The following is a 16106-nucleotide window of genomic DNA, read 5'->3' on the forward strand; positions in this document are numbered from 1 at the left end:
CCGCCCCACAGGATCCGCCATGACCGCCCCGATCAAAGCCCTGCTGAAGCCGCACGTGCGCGACATCGGCAACCTGCAGGTGCGCCGCACGCTGCCCGCGCTCGCCGCACGCCTCGTCGGCCCGTTCATCTTCTTCGATCACATGGGACCCGCCACGCTGCCGCCCGGCACGGGGCTCGACGTGCGCCCGCACCCGCATATCGGTCTCGCCACCGTCACCTACCTGTTCGACGGCGCGATCCTGCACCGCGACAGCCTCGGATCGCTGCAGGAGATCGTGCCGGGCGACGTGAACTGGATGACGGCCGGCCGCGGGATCGTCCACTCCGAACGCACGCCCGACGCGCAGCGCGAAAACGGCCACACCGTGCACGGGATCCAGACCTGGGTCGCCCTGCCGCGCGCGCACGAGACGACCGAGCCGTCGTTCGAGCACCATCCGGCCGACACGCTGCCGAAGCGCAACGAAGACGGCGTGTCGCTGACGGTGATCGCCGGCGATGCGTTCGGGCTGCGCTCGCCGGTGATGACGTTCTCGCGCACGCTGTATGTCGCGGCCGAATTCGCGGCCGGCGGCCGCCTCGAACTCGACGCGTCGCACGAGGAGCGCGCGGTCTACGTGGTCGACGGCGAGCTCGCGATCGACGGCACGCCGGTGCCCGCCGAGCAGATGGCCGTGCTCGCGCCCGGTGCCGCAGTCACGCTGACGAGCGGCAGCGGCGCGCGCGCGATGCTGCTCGGCGGCGACAAGATCGACGGCGAGCGCTTCATCGAATGGAACTTCGTCGCCAGCAGCCGCGAAGCGATCGAACGCGCGAAAGAAGCATGGACGCGCCAGGAAATGGGCAAGGTGCCGGGCGAGACCGAGTGGATTCCGCTGCCCGAGTCGAAGCCGCGTTGAAAAAGGGGCGCGCCGCCCCCATCCTGACGACATTCGAACGAAAGAGAACGACATGGACACCACGCTTGCCACATTCGAGAAAGACGTCATCGAGGCGTCGCTGGACGCCCCCGTGCTGGTCGACTTCTGGGCGCCGTGGTGCGGCCCGTGCAAGACGCTCGGCCCGCTGCTGGAAAAACTCGAAGGCGATTACGAAGGCCGCTGGAAGCTCGTGAAGGTCAACGTCGACGAGAACCAGGAACTCGCCGCGCACTTCCAGACCCGCAGCATCCCGCACGTGATCGCGTTCGCCGACGGGCGCCCGGTCGACCAGTTCGTCGGCGTGCTGCCAGAAGGCCAGCTGCGCGCCTTTCTCGACCGGCTGCTGCCGGCCCCCGAGGAAGCCGAACGGCGCGCCGCGCAATACGCGATCGCCGAAGAGCGCCACGACGACGCGCTCACGCACCTCGAGGCGGCGCTCGCGCTGAATCCCGGCTTCGACGACGCACGCCTCGACCTGATCGAACTGCTGCTCGCGAGCAACCAGGTCGACGCCGCGCGCGCCGAGACGGAACGCCTGTCACCGCAGACCGTGCAAGGCGGCGACCCGCGCTACCAGGCGATCAAGACTCGTTTCGACGCCCTCGAAGCCACGGCCGACCTGCCGCCGACCGACGCACTCGAAGCGCGCATCGCGGCCAACCCGGCCGATCTCGACGCGCGCTTCGATCTCGCGCAGAGCCTGATCGCGCGGCGTGCGTATGAAGGGGCGCTGGAGCAGTTGCTGGAAATCGTCACGCGCGACCGCGCGTACGGCGACGATCTCGGCCGCCGCACGATGATCTCGGTATTCGAGCTGGCCGGCGACCGCCCGGACCTCGTCGCCGGGTGGCGGCGCAAGCTGAGCATGGCGCTCAACTGAGGGACGACCGGCCGGGCCGCAACGGCCCGGCTGCGTAACAGCCCGACTGCATAACAGCCCCGCATCGCATGCGGCGCGGCGCGCATCACGCGCCGCGGCATCGCGCCCGCGCCCGCGTGTCGCGCGCTCAGCCGGCGGCCTGCGCCGCGATCGCCCGCAGCGCATGCGCGGCGGCCGCGAAGCCGAAGCTCGCGGTCACGCACACGCTCGAACCGAATCCCGCACAGTTGAGCCCCGCGACGTGCGCGGCCGCGGACGGCTCCGCACCGTCCTCGAGATCGCAGGCGGCCGCTTCCGGATAGATCAGCGGCTCGTCCGAATACACGGCGCTGACCTTGAAACGCGCCTTCGGCCCGCGCGGAAAGCCGTGCTGCTTGCGCAACTGCGCGCGCACCTTCGACAGCAGCGGATCCTGGATCGTCAGCGCGAGATCGTCGATCCGGATGCGCGTCGGGTCGAGCTGGCCGCCCGCGCCGCCGACCACGACGAGCGGCTGACGCTTCGCGACGCACCACGCGATCAGCGCGACCTTCGTGCGCACGCTGTCGATCGCGTCGACCACGTAGTCGAAACCGCCGCCGAGCAGCGCGTCGAAGTTGTCGGGCTCGACGAAATCCTCGATCCGGTTCACGCGGCACGCGGGATCGATCAGCGCGATCCGCTCGGCCATCGCGTCCACCTTCGGCTTGCCGTAATTGCCGTCGAGCGCGTGGATCTGCCGGTTCGTATTGCTTTCCGCGACGTTGTCGAGATCGATCAGCGTGAGCGTGCCGACCGCGTTGCGTGCGAGCGCTTCGGCCACCCACGACCCGACGCCGCCGATCCCGATCACCGCGACGTGCGCGCGCTCGAACGCGGCGGCGGCCGGCGCGCCGTACAGCCGCGCGACGCCGCCGAAGCGCCGCGCGCGATCCACGTCAAGCTGGATTTCCGGGGTCGGGGTAAGATCAGAAGAACTGGGCGGGGCGGTGTCGGCGGCGGGCATGGCAGCAAGGAAAACGTAAGTCGTGCAGCCCTCTATTTTGCCTGAACTCCCCGCTCGCACGCGCCACTGTGCACGCACGTTTCTTGCGCGTTGGCTACAATGGTTCCAGATTGAAGCGTTTGCATAACATGACGACTCTCGCCGATCTCCGCATCAATTATTCGCGTGCTTCGCTCGACGAAGCCGATGTCGCCCACGACCCCTTCGCCCAGTTCGACCGCTGGTTCAAGGAGGCGCTTGCCGCCAAGCTGCCCGAGCCGAACACGATGACGCTCGCGACCGTCGGCGCCGACGGCCGGCCGTCGGCACGCATCGTGCTCATCAAGGGCGTCGACGAACGCGGGTTCGTCTTCTTCACCAATTACGAAAGCCGCAAGGGGCACGACCTCGCCGCGCATCCGCAGGCAGCGCTGCTGTTCTACTGGATCGAGCTCGAGCGCCAGGTGCGCATCGAAGGCCGGATCGAGAAAACCAGCGCCGAGGAAAGCGACCGCTATTTCGCGTCGCGCCCGCTCGGCTCGCGCATCGGCGCATGGGCGTCCGAGCAGAGCGCGGTGATCGACAGCCGCGCGACGCTCGAAGCGCAGGAAAAGGCCGTCAGCGAACGCTACGGCGACAACCCGCCGCGCCCGCCCCACTGGGGCGGCTACCGCCTCGTGCCCGACTCGATCGAGTTCTGGCAGGGCCGCCCGTCGCGGCTGCACGACCGTCTGCTCTATACGCGCGACGCCAACGCTTCGTCAGGCTGGTCGATCTCGCGCCTGTCGCCGTAAGCGCGGCGCCGGCGCACGCCGGTCGTGTCTCGTGTTGCATCCGGGCGCCCGCCGCGCAAGCGGCGGGCGCCGGTCAAGATACTTGGCTGTATTCGATTCAACGAACAAACGGAGAATCCAAATGTTCTGGGAAAAGAAGCTGGCACAGTGGGCGGACGAAGTACGGGCGAAAGCGAACATACCGGCGCGCCTCGTGCTGTGGAACGGCGACCAACTCGATTTCGGCACCTTCAGCGCGCCGCAGGTCACGCTGAAGGTGAACAGCGCGTCGGCGCTGCCGCTCTTGCTCGAACCGAGCCTCGACAATCTCGGCGAGGCCTACGTGAAGGGCAAGATCGACATCGAAGGCAAGCTGTCGGACATCATCAACATCGGCTACTCGCTCGCGCGCAGCACGGTGACGAGCGCGAGCAAGCTCGCGCGCGTGAAGCGCTACTTCAATCACACGAAGAGCACCGACAAGAAGGCGATCCAGTATCACTACGACGTCTCGAACGAGTTCTACAAGCTGTGGCTCGACGAGAACATGGTGTACTCGTGCGCCTACTTCGAGAACGGCGACGAGGATCTCGCCACCGCGCAGATCAAGAAGATCGACCACATCCTGACGAAGATCCGGCTCGAGCCCGGCCAGCGCCTGCTCGACATCGGCTGCGGCTGGGGTGCGCTCGTGCTGCGCGCCGCGCAGAAATTCGGCGCGCAGTGCCTCGGCGTCACGCTGTCGCAGAACCAGTTCGACCTCGCGACCGCGCGCGTGAAGGCGGCCGGGCTGGAGGACAGGATCGAGATCCGGCTGCAGGACTACCGCGAGATCGACGGCCAGTTCGACCGCATCACGAGTGTCGGAATGTTCGAGCACGTCGGGCGCAAGAACCTGCCGCTCTATTTCACGCGGATTCATGACCTGCTCGTCGACGACGGCATCGCGATGAACCACGGGATCACGTCGACCGACGCGGAAAGCGGCGAAACCGCGCTCGGCGGCGGCGAGTTCATCGACCGCTACGTGTTCCCGGACGGCGAGCTGCCGCACATCAGCCTCGCGCTGGAAGCCGCGCAGCGCGGCGGACTGGAAGCGATTGACGTCGAAAGCCTGCGACGGCACTATGCGCGCACGCTCGACATCTGGACGGAAAACTTCGAAGCGAAGGCAGAAGCGGCGCGACAACTCGTCGACGACGAAAAATTCCGCATCTGGCGCGTGTATCTCGCCGGCTGCGCGTACGCGTTCGAGCACGACGACGTGTCGATCTTCCAGATCGTGTGCCGCAAGGCCGGACGCAGCGCGAAAACGCTGCCGTGGTCGCGGCGCTATATGTACGAACACGCGCTGCCGCGCTAGGCGGCGCTTCACGCTGGGCATGCATGGGTGACGGCAGGACGCGGCGCAAGGGGCCGCCGGAACGACAGCAGCACGACGACGCGCACGCGCCGCACGCCGACGGGCAATTCGACCTGTTCGGCGTGCCGGCCGATGCTGCACGCGCGTCGCCCGAGGACGACGGCCCGCCTGCCCGCACCGACGAACACGTGAAGCCGGACGCGCGTGACGACGCGCAGCCGGCACCGCGCTCCCGCTCCCGTTCTTCCGACGAAACACCGCCTGCCGCTTCCGGCCTGCTGTGGGACGAACCGTCCCCGCCAGCCGCGCCGAAGAAAGGCCGGCGCCGACGCGGCGTGCTGCCCGCGCCGATCGCCCCCGAGGTGGCCGACGCGGCGGCCGGCCTGCCGCCGAACGTTCGGCTCGGCACGTCGTCGTGGTACTTCCCCGGCTGGGACGGCATCGTCTACGACGGCGATTTCGCGCAGACCAAGCTATCGCGCGAAGGGCTCGAAGCGTACGGCGCACATCCGCTGCTGAAGAGCGTGAGCCTCGACCGGTCGTTCTACGGCCCGCTGTCGGTCGCCGATTACCTGCGCTACGCGCAGCAGGTGCCCGACGATTTCCGCTTCGTCGTGAAGGCGCCGGCCTCCGTGACCGACGCGGTCATCCGCGGCCGGCGCGGCGAGCCGTCGGGGCCGAACCCGACCTTCCTCGACGCGCAGCTCGCCACCCGCGAGTTCGTGCAGCCGTGCCTCGAAGGGCTCGGCCGGAAAGCCGGCGTGCTCGTGTTCCAGTTCTCGCCGCTGCCCGACCAGCTGCTCGCGCAGCCGGCCGCGCTGATCGACCGGCTCGCCGCGTTCTTCGCGGCGCTGCCGCCGCTGCCGCCGGACGCCAACGGCACCCGCTATGCGATCGAGATTCGCGACGCGAGCCTGCTCACGCCGCGTTTCATCCGCGCGCTCGCCGCGCTCGGTGTGCGCTACTGCGTCGGCCTGCACGCGCGGATGCCCGACGCGCTGCGCCAGGCGGCCGCGCTCGCCCTGCTCGACGGCGACGCGCCGGGCCCGCTGATCGTACGCTGGAGCCTGCACAGCGGCTTCAAGTACGAACAGGCGAAAGCGAAATACGAGCCGTTCGACAAACTCGTCGACGAGGATCCAGCCACGCGCTCGGCGCTCGCCGAACTGGCCGCGCGCTATGCGCTGGCCGGGCAGCCGGTGATCATCACGATCAACAACAAGGCGGAAGGCTCCGCGCCGCTGTCGTGCATCGCGCTCGCGCGCGAGATCGCCGCCGCGTGCGCGCAGTGGCGCAACGAGGCGGCCTGACGCCCATTTGCGCCGGCTTCCGCCGTTCCGGCGCTTACGCGCCGCGCAGCGACTTCAGCCGGTGCGAGAACTTCTGCCGGAATTTCGCGAGCTTCGGCCCGATCACGACCGAGCAGTAGCCCTGCCCCGGGTTACGCGCGTAATAGTTCTGGTGATAATCCTCGGCCGGCCAGTAGTTGCCGTCGAGCGGCACGACCTGCGTGACGATCGGCTGCCCGAACACCTGCTCGCGCTCCAGCTCGCGGATCACGTCGAGCGCCGTGTCGCGTTGCGCGTCCGAATGCGTGAACACGACCGAACGGTACTGCGTGCCGACGTCGTTGCCCTGCCGGTTCAACTGGGTCGGATCGTGCGTCGCGAAGAAGATCTCGAGGATCTCGCGATAGCCGATACGCGCCGGATCGAACGTCACGTTGACGACTTCCGCGTGGCCCGTGTCGCCTTCGCAGATGTCGCGATAGCCGGGATTGCGCGTATGGCCGCCCGCGTAGCCCGACTGGACGGCCGTCACGCCGTCGACGTCGAGAAACACCGCCTCCGTGCACCAGAAACACCCGCCTCCCAATGTCGCGGTTTCAAGCATCTCGTTCACCATGAAATCAGTCCTTCGTTGATGTCGGCAGCCGGCACGCATGCGCCGGCACCACCGTTCCGTCTCGCCGCTGCCCACCCGGGCGGGTCGCAACGGCACTGCGGCAAGTATCTCACTCGCGCGCGAACCTGACAGGTTGCACAGGTACCGCGCACGACCGGCCGCCCGCTTTCTCGTCTACACTTAGGCACGCGCGAGCGCGGCGGCAAACCCGCTGCCTCGCGCAAAGCGCCCGATGCGTGCCCGACCCTGATGCAAACATCATCTGCCGGAACATCGATATGCATGCCTTAACAGACATCACCCGCATCACTCGCCCGGCCGTCGCCGCATCGCGGGCTGCCGCTTCGACCGTGCCCCCCCCTTGCCGTGCGTCCGTCTCGCCCCGCGTGCGGCGACCCGGAACACCGCCTTTCTCCGCTTTCACGATCTGATGCACGGCGCGCCGCACGTGTCGCCGACGCGTGCATCCGCCTGCCGATCGCGCCTGCCGGCGCCATGCGCGCCGCGCGGCAACCCCGACCCGCACGCCCGCAACGAACGGCCGTGCGTCAACGATCCGAACCCATCGAGAGGGCATCACCATGAGCATGCGACCTGACCCGACGTTTCACGCTTCGCCCGAGCTTGCGATGCAGGCGCCGGCGGAAGAGTTTGCCTATACGTTGTTGCTGAGCCCCGATTTTTCCAGACCCGACGCGCTCGCCGTGATCGACGTGAAGCCCGGCTCGCCGACCTACGGAAAAATCGTGCATACGGTGACGATGCCGAACACCGGCGACGAGTTTCACCACTTCGGCTGGAATGCCTGTTCGTCGTCGCTGTCGCCGCTGACCGGCCATGCGTTCCTCGAACGCCGCTTCCTGATCATCCCCGGCCTGCGCTCGTCGCGCATCTACGTGATCGACACGAAGCCGCATCCGACGCAGGCGCGCATCCACAAGATCGTCGAGCCCGACGAGATCTTCTCGAAAACCGGCTATTCGCGGCCGCACACCGTTCACTGCGGCCCCGAAGGCATCTATGTGAGCACGCTGGGCGGCGCGGGCAAGGACGGCACCGACGGCGCGCCCGGCATCTTCATCATGGATTGCGAAACCTTCGACGTGCTCGGCCGCTGGGAGATCGACCGCGGCCCGCAGGACAAGCACTACGACTTCTGGTGGAACCTGCCGCGCGACTACATGGTGTCGAGCGAATGGGCGCTGCCGCCGCAATTCGAGAACGGCATCGTGCCCGAGGACCTGCTCGCGAACAAATACGGGCACCGGCTGCATTTCTGGGACCTGCGCGCGCGGCGCAACGTGCAGACGATCGATCTCGGCGCACAGCACCAGATGGCGCTCGAAGTGCGGCCCGCGCACGACCCGGTGCGCGAATACGGGTTCGTCGGCGTCGTGGTCGACACGACGAATCTCGAAGGCTCGATCTGGACCTGGTGGCGCGAAGGCGGCAAGTTCCATGTGAAGAAGACCGCGACCATCCCGGCCGAACCGGCCGCGGCCGACGAACTGCCGCCGCTGCTGAAATCGTTCGGCGCGGTGCCGCCGCTCGTGACCGACATCGACCTGTCGCTCGACGACCGCTTCCTCTACGTGTCGTGCTGGGGCACCGGCGAGATGCGCCAGTACGACGTATCGGACCCGCACAACCCGGTGCTCGCGGGGTCGGTCCGCATCGGCGGCATCGCGCGCCGTGCGCCGCACTCGAACGGCCGCGCATTCGCGGGCGGCCCGCAGATGGTCGAGATCAGCCGCGACGGCCGGCGCGTGTACTGGACCAACTCGCTCTATTCGACGTGGGACGACCAGTTTTATCCGGATGGCGTGCCGGCCGCGCAGGTGCTCGCGCATGCGGGGCCGGAAGGCGGGCTGACGCTCGCCGACGATTACTGGGTCGAGTTCCCCGAAGGTTATCGCGCGCACCAGATCCGGCTCGAAGGCGGCGACTGCTCGACCGACTCGTTCTGCTATCCGTCGGTCAAGCGTTGAACGCCGGCCTACACGCCCAGTTCGCGCTGTGGGCGGCCGTGCTCGCGAGCGGGGTGTATCACGGGCTCAACCCCGCGATGGGCTGGCCGCTCGCGGTGTCGAACGCGCTGATGACGCGCCGCGGCGGCGCGCTCGTCGCGGCGCTCGGCTATCTCGCGCTCGGCCATGCGCTCGCGGTCTTCGCGGTGATGCTGCCGTTCGGGCTGCTCGCCGCGCTGCTTGCCTGGCAATCGGCGATCCGGATCGGCGCGAGCGCGCTCGTGATCGGCTTCGGCGCCGTGCTGCTGATCCGGCGCCGGCATCCGCGTGCGCTCGCGCGGATCCCGCCCGCGCGGCTCGGCCTGTGGTCGTTCGCGGTCGCGATCGCACATGGCGCGGGGCTGATGCTGGTGCCGATCTACCTCGGGCTCTGCGGGCTCGACCGGGACGCCGGCCACCGGGCGGCGGCCACGCTCGTCGATGCGCATCTCGGAATGGCGCTCGTCGTCGCGGCCGTGCATGCAATCGCGATGATCGGCGCCGGCGGCGGGCTCGCGTGGCTCGTGTACCGCTATCTCGGGCTGAAGTTCGTGTCGCGGAGCTGGTTCAATCTCGATGCGGTGTGGGCGTCGAGCCTGATCGTGACGGGCGCGCTGTCGCTCGGACTGGCGGCGGCGCGATAGATGGCGCGGGGATCGGCGGCGGGGAGATGCAACTGCGCAGGACCGCGCGGCGGCCCCGTTCGAAAAACGCGACAGAACGGCGTTGCCGGCCGCGCGCGATTGCCCGTCCTGCCGCGCGCCGCAGTGTTCGCTACGTCACCCTGCCCCCTCGATGCGCCGCCTGGCCGGGCCCGGCGGCCCCGATTCCGCTAAAATCGGGCCATGCGCACCCCTTCCCCATCGACCGCCTTGTCGCCTTTCGTCCGCCGTGCCCGCCCCGCTCGCGTCGCGCCGCGCCCGCCCGTCTCGTCCCGGATGGCTGCCCGATGAGCCAGGCCAATCCCCCGGATTTCGACTCGGCCGCTTTCCGGCAAGCGCTCGGCCAGTTCGCAACGGGCGTGACGGTGATCACGACGCGCGCGCCGTCCGGACAGCTGATCGGCATCACCGCCAGCTCGTTCAACTCGGTATCGCTCGATCCGCCGCTCGTGCTGTGGAGCCTCGCGCACAAATCGGCGTCGACGCCCGTGTTCCGCGGCAACAGCCACTATGTGGTGAACGTACTTGCTGCCTCGCAGCTCGACCTGTGCAAGCGCTTCTCGACCTACAAGGGCGACCGCTTCGAAGGAATCGCGCATGCGGCCGGCAACTCCGGGATGCCCGTGCTCGACGGCGCGCTCGCATGGTTCGAATGCCACAACCGCAGCCGCTATGACGAAGGCGACCACGTGATCTTCGTCGGCGAGGTCGAACGCTGCGGCGTGCGCGCCGCATCGGACACGACGCCGCCGCTCGTGTTCCACGGCGGCGGCTTCCACGGCCTTACACCGCTTTGATCGCTCCCGTGCGCGCCAGCCCGACCGGCGCGCCGGCTTCGTCCTTCAGCGTCTGCAGCACGATGTTCGAACGGATGTCCATGACGCCCGGCGCCTTGTAGAGCCGGTTCAGCACGAAATCCGAGTAGTGCTTGAGGTTGTGCGCGAGCACGCGCAGCAGATAGTGGCTCTCGCCCGTCACGACGAACGCGCCGACCACCTCCGGCCATTCGCGCAGCGCTTCCGCGAAGCGCTCGTGCCATTGATTTTCTTCGTTGCGCATCGATACCTGCACGAACGCCTCGAGCTCGAAGCCGAGCTTCTCGCGGCTCAGGCACGCGCGATAGTGCTCGATCACACCTTGCTCCTCGAGCAGGCGCATGCGGCGCAGGCAGGCAGATGGCGAAAGCGAAATGCGTTCCGCCAGGTCGAGATTGCTGATTCTGCCCTCTTCCTGCAGTACCGCCAGAATCCGGCAGTCGGTGGCATCGAGCGTGATCGCGTGCATTTTTGGTCCCCGTTTTCCCTCTGAGTCGAATTATCTGCCAATCCGGCGGTTTGTCCATGTTTATTTCGCAAGCACTTTCTGCGAGCGTCCACCTATCATTCGAAGCATCGACTCACCGAATCGTCATGCCATGGACACCCTCTGGGACATCTCGCCGCCTGTCAGCCCCGCCACCCCCGTGTGGCCGGGCGATACGCCGGTTTCCGTCGAACGCGTGTGGCGGATGGAGGCCGGCTCGCCGGTCAACGTCGCACGCCTGACGCTGTCGCCGCACACGGGCGCGCACTGCGACGCGCCGCTGCATTACGACGCCGACGGCGCGCCGATCGGCGCCGTGCCGCTCGACACCTATCTCGGCCCGTGCCGCGTGATCCATTGCATCGGCGCATCGCCGGTCGTGCAGCCGGCCGATGTCGCGGCCGCGCTCGACGGCGTGCCGCCGCGCGTGCTGCTGCGCACGTATGCACGCGCCAGCGTCGAACGATGGGACAGCGACTTCTGCGCGGTCGCGCCCGAGACCGTCGACCTGCTCGCCGCGCACGGCGTGAAGCTGATCGGCATCGATACGCCGTCGCTCGACCCGCAGGAATCGAAGACGATGGATGCGCATCACCGCGTGCGCGCGCACCGGATGGCGATCCTCGAAGGCATCGTGCTCGACGACGTGCCGCCCGGCGACTACGAACTGATCGCACTGCCGCTGAAATTCGCGACGCTCGACGCGAGCCCCGTGCGCGCGGTGCTGCGCGCGCTGCCCGCGCGTGCCTCCTGATTACCCCGACTGACGACCCACATCATGATCAAGACCCGTGAAGACGCACTCGCGCTCGACCGCGACGATCCGCTCGCCCCGCTGCGCGACCAGTTCTCCCTGCCCGACGGCGTGATCTATCTCGACGGCAACTCGCTCGGCGCGCAGCCGCGCGCATCGGCCGCCCGCGCGCAGCAGGTGATCGGCGCCGAATGGGGCGAAGGCCTGATCCGCAGCTGGAACACGGCCGGCTGGTTCGCGTTGCCGCGCCGTCTCGGCGACAAGCTCGCGACGCTGATCGGCGGCGCACCGGGCGAAACGGTCGTCACCGACACCATCTCGATCAACCTGTTCAAGCTGCTGTCGGCGATGCTGCGCCACCAGGCCGAGCGCGCGCCCGAGCGCCGCGTGATCGTGTCGGAGCGCTCGAACTTCCCGACCGACCTGTATATCGCGCAGGGGCTGATCGAGCAGCTCGGCGGCAACTATGAACTGCGCCTGATCGACGATCCGGCCGACCTGCCGGCCGCGCTCGGCGCGGACACGGCCGTCGCGATGATCACGCACGTGAATTACCGCACCGGCTACATGCACGACATGCCGGCCGTCACGCAGCTCGTGCACGACGCGGGCGCGCTGATGCTGTGGGACCTCGCGCACTCGGCCGGCGCGGTGCCGGTCGACCTGAACGGCGCACGCGCCGACGGCGCGGTCGGCTGCACGTACAAGTACCTGAACGGCGGCCCGGGTTCGCCCGCATTCGTGTGGGTGCCGCAGCGTCATCACGCACACTTCTCGCAGCCGCTGTCCGGCTGGTGGGGCCACCGCGCACCGTTCGCGATGCAGCCGGGCTTCGCGCCCGATCCGGGCATCGCGCGCTTCCTGTGCGGCACGCAGCCGATCGTGTCGATGTCGATGGTCGAATGCGGGCTCGACGTGTTCCTGCAAACCGACATGCAGGCGATCCGCCGCAAATCGCTCGCGCTGACCGATGCCTTCATCGCGCTCGTCGAAGCACGCTGCGCGGGCCTGTCGCTGAAGCTCGTCACGCCGCGCGCGCATCACCAGCGCGGCTCGCAGGCGAGCTTCGAGCATCCGCACGGCTACGAGGTGATGCAGGCGCTGATCGCGCGCGGCGTGATCGGCGACTACCGCGAGCCGTACGTGCTGCGCTTCGGCTTCACGCCGCTCTATGTGCGCTTCGTCGACGTGTGGGATGCCGTCGAGACGCTGCGCGACATCCTCGCCACCGACGCCTGGAAGGCGCCCGAGTTCGCCGAACGCGGCGCGGTAACCTGACCGGCCTTGCCCGGCGCGCACCGCGGTCACGCGGATTGCGCGCCGCGCCCCGTCATTCAAATCTGGAGATAGTCGTGAATTCTGGTCATATGCAGCCGCCCGGCGGCGACGCGCCGGCGGGCTGCCCGTTCTCGGGCGCACGCGCCGCCCATTCGGCACAAGCGGCACACGAAGCGCCGCACGTGCCGGGCGATGCCTCGGGCGAAGCCGGCTGGCACAACGCACAGCTCGATTTCTCGAAGTCGATGAGCTACGGCGACTACCTGTCGCTGAATTCGATCCTCGACGCGCAGCATCCGCTGTCGCCCGATCACAACGAGATGCTGTTCATCATCCAGCATCAGACGAGCGAGCTGTGGATGAAGCTCGCGCTGTTCGAGCTGCGCGGCGCGCTCGACGCGGTGCGCACCGACGCGCTGCCGCCCGCGTTCAAGATGCTCGCGCGCGTGTCGCGGATCCTCGAGCAACTGGTGCAGGCGTGGAACGTGCTGTCGACGATGACGCCGTCCGAGTATTCGGCGATGCGGCCGTATCTCGGGCAGTCGTCGGGCTTCCAGTCGTATCAGTATCGCCAGCTCGAATTCCTGCTCGGCAACAAGAACGTGCAGATGCTGCAGCCGCATGCGCACCGGCCCGACATCCTCGAACAGGTGCGCGCGACGCTCGAAGCGCCGTCGTTCTACGACGAGGTCGTCCGCCTGCTCGCGCGGCGCGGTTTCCCGATCGCGCAAGCGCGGCTCGAGCGCGACTGGACGCAGCCGACGCAGCACGACGAAACGGTCGAAGCCGCGTGGCTCGAGGTGTACCGCCACCCGCAGCAGCACTGGGAGCTCTACGAGATGGCCGAGGAACTGGTCGATCTCGAGGATGCATTCCGCCAGTGGCGCTTCCGTCACGTGACGACCGTCGAACGCATCATCGGCTTCAAGCAGGGCACGGGCGGCACCAGCGGTGCGCCGTACCTGCGCAAGATGCTCGACGTCGTGCTGTTCCCCGAGCTCTGGCACGTGCGCACCACGCTGTAACGCACCACTCGCCCGCCGTCACGACGACGTGCGGGCCAGTTCCTCCCCTTCGCGCGGCTGCGCCGCCGTACGTGACAGTCGCGGGATATGCCGCCGCACGGCGAGCAGCGCGACGCAGACGATGCGCATCGCGATCGCCAGCATCGTCAGATAGGCCGTGGCACCGCCCGTGGTGATCACGATCGCGCCCGCGAACGCGCTGAGGATCGCGCCGAGCCGGCCGAACGCGAGCGCACTTCCGGTACCCGTCGCGCGCACGGCGGTCGGGTAGATGTACGCACAGAGCGCATACATCGTCGACTGCACCGCGTTGACGAACAGCCCGTGCAGCCCGAGCCCGACGATCAGCCAGCCCGTGCGGCGGCTTGCATCGACCCCATCAGCCACACCGCACTCGCCGCGCCGCCGATGCTGCACAGCACGAGCGGCCAGCGCGACCCGGCATGCGCGATCGTCCACGCGCACAGCAGCGCGCCGATCACGCCGCCGAGGTTGTACGCGGTGAGCCCCGTCCCCGCGACCGACACGCTCAGCCCGCTCGCGGCCAGCATCGTCGGCAGCCAGCTGAACGCCGCATACACGGCGAGCAGGCACATGAAGAACGCGCACCACAGCGCGATCGTGTCGCGCGCCTTTCCACCCGCTCATTCCGCCCGCCGCCGCAGCGCACCATCGAAATGCCGTTTCCCCGCCTTGACTTTCGTTCGCCCGAATACGATCATTCGTTCACACAAAGAGCAAATGATCGAATTCGTACTCGGCAGGAAAATCTGGCACGAACAGGAGACACCGGATGAGCGCATCGCCCTCCGCCCGCACGCCCGTGCTGCTGCACATCGGCGCGGGCTCGTTTCACCGCGCGCACCAGGCGTGGTATCTGCATCGCGTGAACGCGGCCGTGCCGCCCGACGAGCGCTGGTCGCTGACCGTCGGCAACATCCGCGACGACATGCGCGCGACGATGGACGCGCTCGCCGCGCAGCACGGCGAATACACGCTCGAGACCGTCACGCCGCAAGGCGAGCGCGCGTACGAGACGATCCGCGCGATCACGCGCGTACTGCCCTGGTCGATCGATCTCGCCGCGCTGATCGACGCCGGCGCCGATCCGGCCTGCCGGATCGTGTCGTTCACCGTCACCGAAGGCGGCTACTACCTCGACGAACACAACCGGCTCGACGTCGCGAATGCCGATCTCGCGGCCGACCTGCAGGGTGCGCGCACGACGCTGTACGGCGCGCTCGCGGCGCTGCTCGCCGAACGCGCGAAGCGCGGCGCGGGCCCGCTCACGCTGCAGAGCTGCGACAACCTGCGCAACAACGGTGCGCGCTTTCGTGCGGGGATGCGCGAATTCCTCGAGCGGCGCGGGCAGGCCGACCTGCTCGCGTGGTTCGATGCGAACGTCGCGACGCCGAGCGCGATGGTCGACCGCATCACGCCGCGCCCGACCGCCGACGTGCGCGAGCGCGTGCTGGCGGCCACCGGCATCGACGACGCATGCCCGGTGATGGGCGAATCGTTCATCCAGTGGGTGATCGAGGACCGCTTCGCGGCCGGCCGGCCGCGCTGGGAGCTGGCCGGTGCCGAACTCGTCGACGACGTGCACCCGTACGAGGAAGCGAAGATCCGCATCCTCAACGCGACGCACAGCTGCATCGCGTGGGCCGGCACGCTCGCGGGCCACACGTATATCCACGAAGGCACGCATGACGCGGCGATCCGGCGCTTCGCGCACGACTACGTGACGCAAGACGTGATCCCGTGCCTGACGCCGAGCCCGCTCGATCTCGCGCGCTACCGCGACGTCGTGCTCGAACGCTTCGGCAACCCGTACGTACTCGACACGAACCAGCGCGTCGCGGCCGACGGCTTCTCGAAGATCCCCGGCTTCATCGCACCGACGCTCGTCGAATCGTTCGCACGCGGCGCGGCGCCGGTCGCCACAGCCGTGCTGCCCGCGCTGTTCCTGCGCTTTCTCGAACGCTGGGCGCGCGGCACCTTGCCGTATGCGTACCAGGACGGCGTGATGGACGAAAGCGCCGCGCGTGCGATCGTCGGGTCCGGCCATCCGGGGTCCGGCCATCCGGGGGCCGACGACCAGATCGCCGCGCTGTGCGCAAGCCGCGCGCTGTGGGGTTCGCTCGCCGGCAACGCGGCGCTGTTCGAGGCGTTGCGCGCCGGGCTCGCGCGGGTCGATGCATGGCTCGCGGCGCGCTGACGCGCATTGGGGCGAACCTGCCTTGGCACGTGCACGGCCGCGCGGCTAAAGTAG

The 16106-nt window shown here is 68.5% G+C and carries 15 protein-coding genes and 1 pseudogene; 12 read left to right on the forward strand and 4 right to left on the reverse strand.

Annotation, left to right across the window (positions count from 1 at the left end; genetic code table 11):
* The first annotated feature begins 19 nt into the window (after window positions 1-19).
* Together ACTJLD_RS24180 and trxA are read left to right on the forward strand one after the other, a co-directional pair.
* Window positions 20-901, forward strand: a complete 882-nt coding sequence (locus ACTJLD_RS24180) for a pirin family protein (protein WP_440659791.1) — start codon at window positions 20-22, stop codon at window positions 899-901.
* A 52-nt stretch (window positions 902-953) separates the two neighbouring features.
* Window positions 954-1802 (forward strand): thioredoxin, encoded by an 849-nt coding sequence (gene trxA, locus ACTJLD_RS24185; RefSeq protein ID WP_060086440.1) that lies wholly within the window; start codon window positions 954-956, stop codon window positions 1800-1802.
* Between the two features lie 127 nt (window positions 1803-1929).
* On the opposite strand, the gene ACTJLD_RS24190 is transcribed toward trxA, so the two are convergent.
* Window positions 1930-2787, reverse strand: a complete 858-nt coding sequence (locus tag ACTJLD_RS24190; RefSeq protein WP_124536396.1) for a tRNA threonylcarbamoyladenosine dehydratase — start codon at window positions 2785-2787, stop codon at window positions 1930-1932.
* 128 nt (window positions 2788-2915) lie between these two features.
* On the opposite strand from ACTJLD_RS24190, the gene pdxH reads away from it, so the two are divergent.
* The 3 genes from pdxH (at window position 2916) to ACTJLD_RS24205 (ending at window position 6212) form a co-directional block, all read left to right on the forward strand.
* On the forward strand, window positions 2916-3560 hold the full coding sequence (pdxH, locus tag ACTJLD_RS24195) for a pyridoxamine 5'-phosphate oxidase (protein WP_027789268.1): 645 nt from the start codon (window positions 2916-2918) through the stop codon (window positions 3558-3560).
* A 121-nt stretch (window positions 3561-3681) separates the two neighbouring features.
* Window positions 3682-4902 carry an SAM-dependent methyltransferase gene (locus ACTJLD_RS24200; protein WP_059692609.1) on the forward strand — a complete coding sequence of 407 codons (1221 nt, stop codon included), beginning with the start codon at window positions 3682-3684 and terminating at the stop codon, window positions 4900-4902.
* 23 nt (window positions 4903-4925) lie between these two features.
* A complete protein-coding gene (locus tag ACTJLD_RS24205) occupies window positions 4926-6212 on the forward strand; it encodes a DUF72 domain-containing protein (protein WP_440659792.1) in 1287 nt (428 codons plus the stop codon).
* 34 nt (window positions 6213-6246) lie between these two features.
* Here the strand turns inward: ACTJLD_RS24205 and msrA are convergent, their stop codons facing one another.
* Complete coding sequence (gene msrA, locus ACTJLD_RS24210) at window positions 6247-6807, reverse strand: peptide-methionine (S)-S-oxide reductase MsrA (protein WP_041492935.1); 561 nt, start codon at window positions 6805-6807, stop codon at window positions 6247-6249.
* Between the two features lie 581 nt (window positions 6808-7388).
* Here msrA and ACTJLD_RS24215 point away from each other — a divergent pair.
* From ACTJLD_RS24215 to ACTJLD_RS24225, 3 genes are all read left to right on the forward strand, one after another.
* Window positions 7389-8795: a selenium-binding protein SBP56-related protein gene (locus tag ACTJLD_RS24215; protein ID WP_027789264.1), complete on the forward strand. Its 1407-nt coding sequence runs from the start codon at window positions 7389-7391 to the stop codon at window positions 8793-8795.
* Window positions 8792-9457, forward strand: coding sequence for a hypothetical protein (locus ACTJLD_RS24220; protein ID WP_027789263.1), 666 nt, complete (start codon window positions 8792-8794; stop codon window positions 9455-9457). The genes ACTJLD_RS24215 and ACTJLD_RS24220 overlap by 4 nt, the downstream gene beginning before the upstream one ends.
* Window positions 9458-9762: 305 nt before the next feature.
* A complete protein-coding gene (locus tag ACTJLD_RS24225) occupies window positions 9763-10272 on the forward strand; it encodes a flavin reductase family protein (RefSeq protein WP_021162543.1) in 510 nt (169 codons plus the stop codon).
* On the opposite strand, the gene ACTJLD_RS24230 is transcribed toward ACTJLD_RS24225, so the two are convergent.
* Complete coding sequence (locus ACTJLD_RS24230) at window positions 10259-10759, reverse strand: Lrp/AsnC family transcriptional regulator (protein WP_006477992.1); 501 nt, start codon at window positions 10757-10759, stop codon at window positions 10259-10261. The two genes, ACTJLD_RS24225 and ACTJLD_RS24230, sit on opposite strands and share 14 nt — an antisense overlap.
* Window positions 10760-10889: 130 nt before the next feature.
* Between ACTJLD_RS24230 and kynB the strand changes: the two genes are divergently transcribed.
* From kynB to kynA, 3 genes are all read left to right on the forward strand, one after another.
* Entirely contained in the window at window positions 10890-11531 is a 642-nt protein-coding gene (kynB, locus tag ACTJLD_RS24235; protein ID WP_059692620.1) for an arylformamidase, read from the forward strand.
* Between the two features lie 24 nt (window positions 11532-11555).
* Window positions 11556-12809, forward strand: coding sequence for a kynureninase (gene kynU, locus ACTJLD_RS24240; protein WP_059688543.1), 1254 nt, complete (start codon window positions 11556-11558; stop codon window positions 12807-12809).
* An 89-nt stretch (window positions 12810-12898) separates the two neighbouring features.
* On the forward strand, window positions 12899-13834 hold the full coding sequence (gene kynA / locus ACTJLD_RS24245; RefSeq protein ID WP_060312468.1) for a tryptophan 2,3-dioxygenase: 936 nt from the start codon (window positions 12899-12901) through the stop codon (window positions 13832-13834).
* 18 nt (window positions 13835-13852) lie between these two features.
* Here the strand turns inward: kynA and ACTJLD_RS24250 are convergent.
* A pseudogene (locus tag ACTJLD_RS24250) lies at window positions 13853-14466 on the reverse strand (MFS transporter); the annotation flags it as partial.
* A gap of 161 nt (window positions 14467-14627) precedes the next feature.
* Between ACTJLD_RS24250 and dalD the strand changes: the two are divergent.
* Window positions 14628-16052 carry a D-arabinitol 4-dehydrogenase gene (gene dalD / locus ACTJLD_RS24255; RefSeq protein ID WP_440659793.1) on the forward strand — a complete coding sequence of 475 codons (1425 nt, stop codon included), beginning with the start codon at window positions 14628-14630 and terminating at the stop codon, window positions 16050-16052.
* Window positions 16053-16106: the final 54 nt, after the last annotated feature.

It is taken from the genome of Burkholderia sp. 22088, assembly GCF_052045915.1.
Taxonomy (GTDB): Bacteria; Pseudomonadota; Gammaproteobacteria; order Burkholderiales; family Burkholderiaceae; genus Burkholderia; species Burkholderia cepacia.

What these genes read in the sequence shown, in the direction of transcription:
- ACTJLD_RS24180 (WP_440659791.1), top strand. Translation starts at nt 20, where the DNA reads ATGACCGCCCCGATCAAAGCCCTGCTGAAGCCGCACGTGCGCGACATC.
- trxA (WP_060086440.1), top strand. Translation starts at nt 954, where the DNA reads ATGGACACCACGCTTGCCACATTCGAGAAAGACGTCATCGAGGCGTCG.
- ACTJLD_RS24190 (WP_124536396.1), bottom strand. Translation starts at nt 2,787, where the DNA reads ATGCCCGCCGCCGACACCGCCCCGCCCAGTTCTTCTGATCTTACCCCG.
- pdxH (WP_027789268.1), top strand. Translation starts at nt 2,916, where the DNA reads ATGACGACTCTCGCCGATCTCCGCATCAATTATTCGCGTGCTTCGCTC.
- ACTJLD_RS24200 (WP_059692609.1), top strand. Translation starts at nt 3,682, where the DNA reads ATGTTCTGGGAAAAGAAGCTGGCACAGTGGGCGGACGAAGTACGGGCG.
- ACTJLD_RS24205 (WP_440659792.1), top strand. Translation starts at nt 4,926, where the DNA reads ATGGGTGACGGCAGGACGCGGCGCAAGGGGCCGCCGGAACGACAGCAG.
- msrA (WP_041492935.1), bottom strand. Translation starts at nt 6,807, where the DNA reads ATGGTGAACGAGATGCTTGAAACCGCGACATTGGGAGGCGGGTGTTTC.
- ACTJLD_RS24215 (WP_027789264.1), top strand. Translation starts at nt 7,389, where the DNA reads ATGAGCATGCGACCTGACCCGACGTTTCACGCTTCGCCCGAGCTTGCG.
- ACTJLD_RS24225 (WP_021162543.1), top strand. Translation starts at nt 9,763, where the DNA reads ATGAGCCAGGCCAATCCCCCGGATTTCGACTCGGCCGCTTTCCGGCAA.
- ACTJLD_RS24230 (WP_006477992.1), bottom strand. Translation starts at nt 10,759, where the DNA reads ATGCACGCGATCACGCTCGATGCCACCGACTGCCGGATTCTGGCGGTA.
- kynB (WP_059692620.1), top strand. Translation starts at nt 10,890, where the DNA reads ATGGACACCCTCTGGGACATCTCGCCGCCTGTCAGCCCCGCCACCCCC.
- kynU (WP_059688543.1), top strand. Translation starts at nt 11,556, where the DNA reads ATGATCAAGACCCGTGAAGACGCACTCGCGCTCGACCGCGACGATCCG.
- kynA (WP_060312468.1), top strand. Translation starts at nt 12,899, where the DNA reads ATGCAGCCGCCCGGCGGCGACGCGCCGGCGGGCTGCCCGTTCTCGGGC.
- dalD (WP_440659793.1), top strand. Translation starts at nt 14,628, where the DNA reads ATGAGCGCATCGCCCTCCGCCCGCACGCCCGTGCTGCTGCACATCGGC.